General features: G+C 69.4%; 9 protein-coding genes. 7 read left to right on the top strand and 2 right to left on the bottom strand.

Going from position 1 to position 6275, the window contains the following annotated elements:
• The first annotated feature begins 260 nt into the window (after window positions 1-260).
• The 3 genes from IZR01_RS47405 to IZR01_RS47415 all read left to right on the top strand — a co-directional run bounded on the left by IZR01_RS47405 (window position 261) and on the right by IZR01_RS47415 (window position 2581).
• Window positions 261-803, top strand: coding sequence for a MarR family winged helix-turn-helix transcriptional regulator (locus tag IZR01_RS47405; protein WP_194899467.1), 543 nt, complete (start codon window positions 261-263; stop codon window positions 801-803).
• A gap of 104 nt (window positions 804-907) precedes the next feature.
• Window positions 908-1795 carry a zinc metalloprotease HtpX gene (gene htpX / locus IZR01_RS47410; protein WP_194899468.1) on the top strand — a complete coding sequence of 296 codons (888 nt, stop codon included), beginning with the start codon at window positions 908-910 and terminating at the stop codon, window positions 1793-1795.
• A gap of 21 nt (window positions 1796-1816) precedes the next feature.
• The gene (locus IZR01_RS47415) at window positions 1817-2581 is read left to right on the top strand and encodes an HAD family hydrolase (RefSeq protein ID WP_194927684.1); all 765 of its coding nucleotides are present in this window, start codon (window positions 1817-1819) and stop codon (window positions 2579-2581) included.
• A 30-nt stretch (window positions 2582-2611) separates the two neighbouring features.
• Here the strand turns inward: IZR01_RS47415 and IZR01_RS47420 are convergent, their stop codons facing one another.
• Together IZR01_RS47420 and IZR01_RS47425 are read right to left on the bottom strand one after the other, a co-directional pair.
• On the bottom strand, window positions 2612-3682 hold the full coding sequence (locus IZR01_RS47420; protein ID WP_194927685.1) for an endolytic transglycosylase MltG: 1071 nt from the start codon (window positions 3680-3682) through the stop codon (window positions 2612-2614).
• Between the two features lie 71 nt (window positions 3683-3753).
• A complete protein-coding gene (locus IZR01_RS47425; RefSeq protein WP_194899471.1) occupies window positions 3754-3894 on the bottom strand; it encodes a hypothetical protein in 141 nt (46 codons plus the stop codon).
• A 265-nt stretch (window positions 3895-4159) separates the two neighbouring features.
• On the opposite strand from IZR01_RS47425, the gene IZR01_RS47430 reads away from it, so the two are divergent.
• The 4 genes from IZR01_RS47430 to IZR01_RS47445 all read left to right on the top strand — a co-directional run.
• Complete coding sequence (locus IZR01_RS47430; RefSeq protein WP_194899472.1) at window positions 4160-4606, top strand: Tat pathway signal sequence domain protein; 447 nt, start codon at window positions 4160-4162, stop codon at window positions 4604-4606.
• A gap of 2 nt (window positions 4607-4608) precedes the next feature.
• Window positions 4609-5322, top strand: a complete 714-nt coding sequence (locus tag IZR01_RS47435; RefSeq protein ID WP_369125525.1) for a class F sortase — start codon at window positions 4609-4611, stop codon at window positions 5320-5322.
• Between the two features lie 47 nt (window positions 5323-5369).
• Entirely contained in the window at window positions 5370-5882 is a 513-nt protein-coding gene (locus IZR01_RS47440) for an RNA polymerase sigma factor (protein ID WP_194899473.1), read from the top strand.
• Window positions 5866-6275, top strand: a 410-nt coding sequence (locus tag IZR01_RS47445) for a hypothetical protein (protein ID WP_194927686.1), incomplete at its 3' end; no start/stop codon positions are given. The genes IZR01_RS47440 and IZR01_RS47445, both read left to right, overlap by 17 nt.

Raw genomic sequence — 6275 nt, forward strand, 5'->3', positions numbered from 1 at the left:
GTTCCTGCCTCGTTCGGTGGTCAGCGGCAGGGTCACCGGCAGGGTCGGGGTCGGTATCGGGGTCGGTATCGGGGGTGCGGGGTCGCTCACGGAGGCCATGGTTTGCATTATGCAAATGATGAGGTGGTCCGCGTCAAGCCGGTCTCACGGCCACCGGAGCCCGCCGGAGCCCGCCAGAGCGCGCCAGACACTCGCGCCAGAACCCGCCAGAGCCCACTAGAGCCCGCCGGAGCGCGCCACGGCGCGGTAGAAAGGAGGGCATGAGTCCGCGATCCGCCAGAAGCCAGGCGAGCACCGAGAACGTGTCGGCGTCCGCGCGGCCCGGTGCCGAGCACGTCGGTGACATCGACCGGGTCACCGAGGCGGTTCTGACGGCGTCCCGGCTGCTGGTGGCGGTCTCCGCGCGCTCGCTCAACGAGGTCCAGGACAGCCTGACGCTGCCGCAGTTCCGCGCCCTGGTGGTGCTGGCCTCCCGCGGCCCGCTGCGCCTGACCCACCTGGCCGAACACCTGGCCGTCAACCCCTCCACCGCGATGCGCATGGCCGAACGGCTGGCCGCCGCCGGGATGATCGACCGGGCCCCCAACCCGGAGAACCGCCGCGAGTCCATCCTCGCCCTCACCGGCACCGGACGCCGCGTCGTGGACCAGGCCACCAGCCGGCGCCGGGAGGAGATCGCGGCGATCGTCGCGAGCATGCCCGCGGAGCACCGGGACCGCTTCGTGGAGGCCCTCGAAGCGTTCAACGTGGCCGGGGGCGAACCGCCGGCCGGGCATGACCCGATCCCTTTGGGCTGGGAGTAGCGGGTCGAAGGCCAGGTCATCACCTTCAAGGCGGTACAGCCCTGTCCCAAAGTGCCGGTCGGGGCGCATGCTGGGAGTGGGAGGAGCAGATACGAGGAGGCGCTGTGCGAAGCCGTATCCAGCCTGACCGCCAGTTGACTGTGCGGATGGGCCTGACCATGTTCCTGCTGGGACTGTTGTACGTCGCCTTCGCGGCGGCGCTGGTGGTGTTGCTCAAGTCCGTCGTGTTGATCGTGGTGATCCTCGGCGGCCTGCTGTTCGCCCAGTACTGGTACTCCGACCGGATCGCGCTCGCCGCGCTGAAGGGGCACATCGTCACGGCTGAGCAGTATCCGCAGCTGCACGCGATCGTGGACCGGCTGTGCGCCCTGGCCGACATGCCGAAGCCGAAGGTGGCCGTCGCCGAACTGGACGTGCCCAACGCGTTCGCGACCGGCCGGAACGCCGATCACGCGGTGGTGTGTGTGACGACCGGGATCATCGGGCTGCTCGACGAGAAGGAGCTGGAGGGCGTCATCGCGCACGAGCTGACGCACGTCGCGCACCGGGACGTCGCGGTGATCACCATCGCCTCCTTCCTGGGCGTCGTGGCCGGGCTGATGATGCGCTTCACGCTGTACTCCCAGGCCTTCGGCCGCCGCCAGGACCAGAACACGGCGATGGTTCTGATGGCGGTCATGGCGGTCTCGATCGCGGTGTACGCGATCAGCTTCCTGCTGATCAGGGCTCTGTCGCGCTATCGCGAGCTGGCCGCGGACCGCGACGGGGCGATCCTGACCGGCCAGCCCTCCGAGCTGGCCTCGGCGCTGGTGAAGCTGACTGATTCCGCGGCCCGGATCCCGCGCCGGGACCTGCGCAGTGTGCAGGCGTTCAACGCCTTCTTCATCAGCCCGGTGGGCTCGCTGGCCGGCTTGTTCTCGACGCACCCGAAGCTGGAGCGCCGCCTGGACCAGCTCGCCCGGCTCTCCGAGCAGATGGGGCGGCCGCTCTGAGGATCGGCGACACTGATCGCCATGGCAGCCGAACCGATCCACGCTGTGCTGTTCGACCTCGACGGAACGCTCGTCGACCACGAAACCGCCGCGCGCGAGGCGGTGACGGCGAGTTTCCTCGCCCGCTTCGCCGTCCCGGCAGCCGACCAAGACCGGCTCGTCGTCCGCTGGCAAGAGCTGGAGTCATCGGCGATGGAGCGATACCTGGCCGGGGAGCTGACGTTCGGCGAGCAACGACGTGTGCGCGTCACACAGCTGGCCGCCGACTTCGGCTTCGGCGCGCGCTCTGATGAGGAAGCGGACGCTTGGTTCGCGGAGTACTTGGGACACTACGAGGCCGGGTGGCGGCCCTACCCTGACGCGGCCCCGGCCCTGATCTCGTTGGCCGACAAGCATCCCGAGCTGAAGCTCGGCGTCATCACCAACGGAGACGCCGACCAGCAACGGCACAAGCTGCACCGGATCGGCCTCACCGATCTGCTGCCGACGGTCATCGCCTCCAGCGAGGCCGGCGCCGCGAAGCCCGACGTGCGGATCTTCCACGCCGCATGCGCCGCGCTGCGCCTTCAACCATCGCAGATCGTCTACGTCGGAGACCGCCTCCACACGGATGCGGAAGCGGCCGTCAGCGCGGGGCTGCACGGAGTCTGGCTCGACCGGCAGCACAGCTCGACCGCCGCGTCGACACCGCGGATCACGACCCTGGCCGACCTCGATGCTCTGTTCTCAGCTCCACTCCCAGCTCCACTCCCAGCTCTGCTCTCAGGGCTTGTGGCCGACGAATAGGTCGCGCCTCGTGTGAGAAGAACTCCTCCATCAGTCGGCACAAGCCCTGTTACGGGCCGCCAGTTGCTTCTTGGTGAAGAACTCAGTACCGGTCGGGGTGACGCACCAGTAGTAAGCACCCTTATGGGCCGGTGCCAGCGCGGCCTTGATCATGTCGTCCGACGTGACGTAGACCGGCGTCGGGGGTAGGCCGTGGTGCGGCGAGTAGGTCGAGTAGGGGTTGTTCGCGTTCCGAACCTGGGTCTTCGACGGCAGTTCGCCGTTGGGGAGGTGCCCGATCCAGTACAGCGCGGTCGAGTCGACGCCCAGGTAGGCGTTGTCCTTCAGGCGGGTGTAGACGCCCTCGGCGACCCTCTGGCCGTCGCCCGGGTCGGTGACCTCGCCCTCGGCGATGGAGCCGACGGTGAGCACCTGCTCCGGCGTGCACTTGGTGGTGCCGCAGGTCAGCAGCGCGGACTTGGCCTCGAAGTCGATGCCGGCCAGGAACGTCTTCCGGTTCGCCACCATCTGGCGCAGCACCGACTGCGGGGTGTCGCCCGAGGTCATCGCGTACGTCCCCGGTTCCAGCATGCCCTCGACGGTGAACTTGTGGGTGCTGGAGTTCACCGACCAAGCGGGCAGGCCGATGGTGTTGTCGGCGATCGCCGCGTCGAAGTCGGGCTGCTTCCAGTTCTTCTTGGTGATCAGCTCGGCGATGACGTCTTTCGACCACTCGTGGGAGGTCACGATGATCTGTGAGGCGTCGGACAGGTTCGACTTCTTCAACAGCTCCAGGACCGCGTTGTCGCCGGAGATCTGCGGGCAGATCGTGTAGGTACCGGCGATGATGCCGGTGGAGCCCTGGTTCTGGTTGGCCGCGTTGACGTAGGCCCGGGCGCTCTTGACCACGCCGGAGGTGTATAGCGCGTCCGCGATCTGCTGACCGGTGGCGTTGCGCGCGACGTCGACCGCGACCTTCTGCGTCGGCTTACAGGTCGCCGCGGCCGTGTAGTCGGGGGCGGGACCGTACTTGCCCTTGTAGTACGAGTACCCGGCATACATACAGCCGCTGAACAAACTCAGGATGCCGACCAGCACGAACAACGGCGCCCAAGCCCGCAACTTGCCACCGCGACGGCGCGGGGGTTGGTAGGCGGTCGCGTAGCCCCGGTATCGCCGATGGCCGCGGCTCATCACTTGCCGCGCAGTCTGAGCCACCACCGTCGGACAGACGGGTACGGCCCGTAGATCCCGAGCAGGCCCGCGCGGTGATACCGCAGGGCCCGGTTGTGGAGCATGCGGGAGACCTCGTCCCCGAGTTCCTCGTCACTCATGTCAGGCTCCTGTCTCACTCGTCACGGATCGGCCACGGACATTGGGTAGAGCCTTCCGGCGGCGCGGAAGTTGAAAGGCCGAGGGGATTTCGTGGCGGCCGGGGGCGGCGCGGAAGCCGCCGGAAGCGGGCCTGCTCTGACCGCCGCGTTGAGTTCTTTGCCAACGCTTTACAACCGGACCGTGCCCGCCGTCGTCTCTACGCCTGGTTCCGCAGCAACGGATCCACTGTGCATCGACCGAAGATCGACCGAAGAGAGAGTCCTCATGCGTACTCGCAGTCTGCTCACCACACTGGCCTGCACCGCGATGCTGGCCGGAGTCGGGGCGGAAACGGCGTTCGCCGACAGCACCGGCTCCGGCCAGCCCTCCAGCGCGCCGAGCACGTCCACTGCGCCTGCGTCCAGCGCGCCCAGCGGGCAGCCCACGGCGATGCCGAGCAGCTCCGTGACCAGCACCGCGCCGAGTGGTGTGGCCTCCAGCCCGGTGCCCTCTACCGCGCCGCCCACCGACGCGTCCGCGAGCCCCAGTGCTGCCCCGTCCGTCCCCGGCAGCCAGATCACCTCGGTTCCGTCGGGTGCGCCGAACACCGGTGTGCCGCCGGTGGCTTCGGACGGCGACGGTCAGGCCGCGGTCGTCGGCGCCTCCCTGGTCGCGCTGCTGGGCGGCGGGGGCACCATGGTGCTCCGGCGCCGGATCAAGGGCCGGGGCTGATCTTGCGCCCAGTGTGGACGCGGGGGTGGCCGGCCTGGCTGGCCGCCCTCATGCTGGCCGGCGGGTGCGGTGCCGCTTCAGGACCGGCCGCCGCGGGGTCTGGGAGGACCGCGGGCGGGACCGGGACGACTTCGGCGGCGGCTTCCGCCGGGGTGGGCGGCGCCGCGGCGGGCGGCTCTGTCGGCGCTTCCGCGAGTGGTTCGGCGGGTGGTTCGTCAGGGAGTGCGGCGGGCGGTCCGTCGAACCCCGGCGCGATCGCGCGATCGGTCCCGGTCCGGCTTCAGATCCCTGATATCGGCGTCGACACCCCGGTGATCTCGCTCGGTCTGGCCTTGGACGGCACGGTGCAGGTGCCGCCGATCCAGGCGGACAGCCCGGCCGGCTGGTACCACGGCTCGCCCACCCCGGGACAGACCGGACCGTCGGTGATCCTCGGCCACGTCACGGTCGGCAAGTTCGGCGACGGCGTCTTCCTGCGGTTGGCCAAACTGCGGCCCGGAGACCGGGTGACGGTCGGGTTGCAGGACGGGGCTTCGGCGGATTTCACCGTGGACAGCGTGCAGACGGTCTCCAAGGACCATTTCCCCACGCAGCAGGTCTATGGGAACGTAAACCGGCCGGAACTGCGTCTGATCACTTGCGGGGGACCGCGGACCGACGACGGCTACCTCGACAACGTGGTGGTCTTCGCCTCCCTGGCCGGCAGCGCGGGTTAGGGGTCAGGGGCCGTCAGTACCATCATGTTCCGAGCATCTGGAGAGAGTTGAGCCGGTCCAAGGATTCCGGGGAGAAGGATCGGGCGGCGTCCGACCTGTTCACCGATCTCTACCCAGGCCTGGCCGGCTGGTGCCGCCGGCTGGTCGACGACGATGCCACCGCCCACGACATCGCCTCGGAGGCGTTCACCCGCCTCTGGGGACACTGGACCGCGGTGCGGGAGCCCCGCGGCTTCCTCTACGTGACGGCGGCGAACCTGGTCCGGGACCACTGGCGCAAGCTGGACCGCGAACGGCGGGTCCTGCGCCAGGCCACGACCGAGGCGGAGTTGGCGCAGCGGCGGGAGGGCGCGGACGCGGCCGTACCGGTGCGGATGCTGGTGCGGTCGCTCCCGGAGCGGCTGCGCACCCCCGTTCTGCTGTACTACTACGCCGATCTCCCGGTCGGCGAGATCGCCCGGCTGATCGGGCGCAAAGAAGGCACGGTCAAGTCCGATCTACACGCGGCACGGGAACTCCTGCGCGCCGGACTCGGAGGACGTTTTGATCACGCTCATTGAGCCCGCGGACGATGATGACGGCGGTATTGGCGGCGACGACGCTAACGAAGGCATCGACGGCATCGACGGTGACGCTATCGACGGCATCGACGGCGACGACGAACTGACGGTGCTGCTGCGCCCCGGAGTACACCTGCTGGCGCCCCCGCCCGGCTCGTTCCAGCAGATCCGCCGCCGCGCGGCCCGCCGCCGCCTGGTCCGCGCCGCCACCACCGCCGGCGTCGGGGTCGGCACGGCGATGGCGATCGCCGTGGTCACCGTCGCGGTATGGCCGTCCGGCAACACCCTCGGGCCGACCCCGGTGGCACCGCTCGCCCCGCCGGTCCAGAAGACTTCTGTCCCCTCTGTCCCCTCCGTCCCCTCCGTCCCCAGGACTACGTCTGCTCCCACGAC

The organism is Catenulispora pinisilvae, from assembly GCF_015356865.1.
Classification (GTDB): Bacteria; Actinomycetota; Actinomycetes; order Streptomycetales; family Catenulisporaceae; genus Catenulispora; species Catenulispora pinisilvae.

Excerpts from the sequence above, each read along its gene's own strand:
- IZR01_RS47405 (WP_194899467.1), top strand. The coding sequence starts at position 261 with ATGAGTCCGCGATCCGCCAGAAGCCAGGCGAGCACCGAGAACGTGTCG.
- IZR01_RS47415 (WP_194927684.1), top strand. The coding sequence starts at position 1,817 with ATGGCAGCCGAACCGATCCACGCTGTGCTGTTCGACCTCGACGGAACG.
- IZR01_RS47425 (WP_194899471.1), bottom strand. The coding sequence starts at position 3,894 with ATGAGTGACGAGGAACTCGGGGACGAGGTCTCCCGCATGCTCCACAAC.
- IZR01_RS47430 (WP_194899472.1), top strand. The coding sequence starts at position 4,160 with ATGCGTACTCGCAGTCTGCTCACCACACTGGCCTGCACCGCGATGCTG.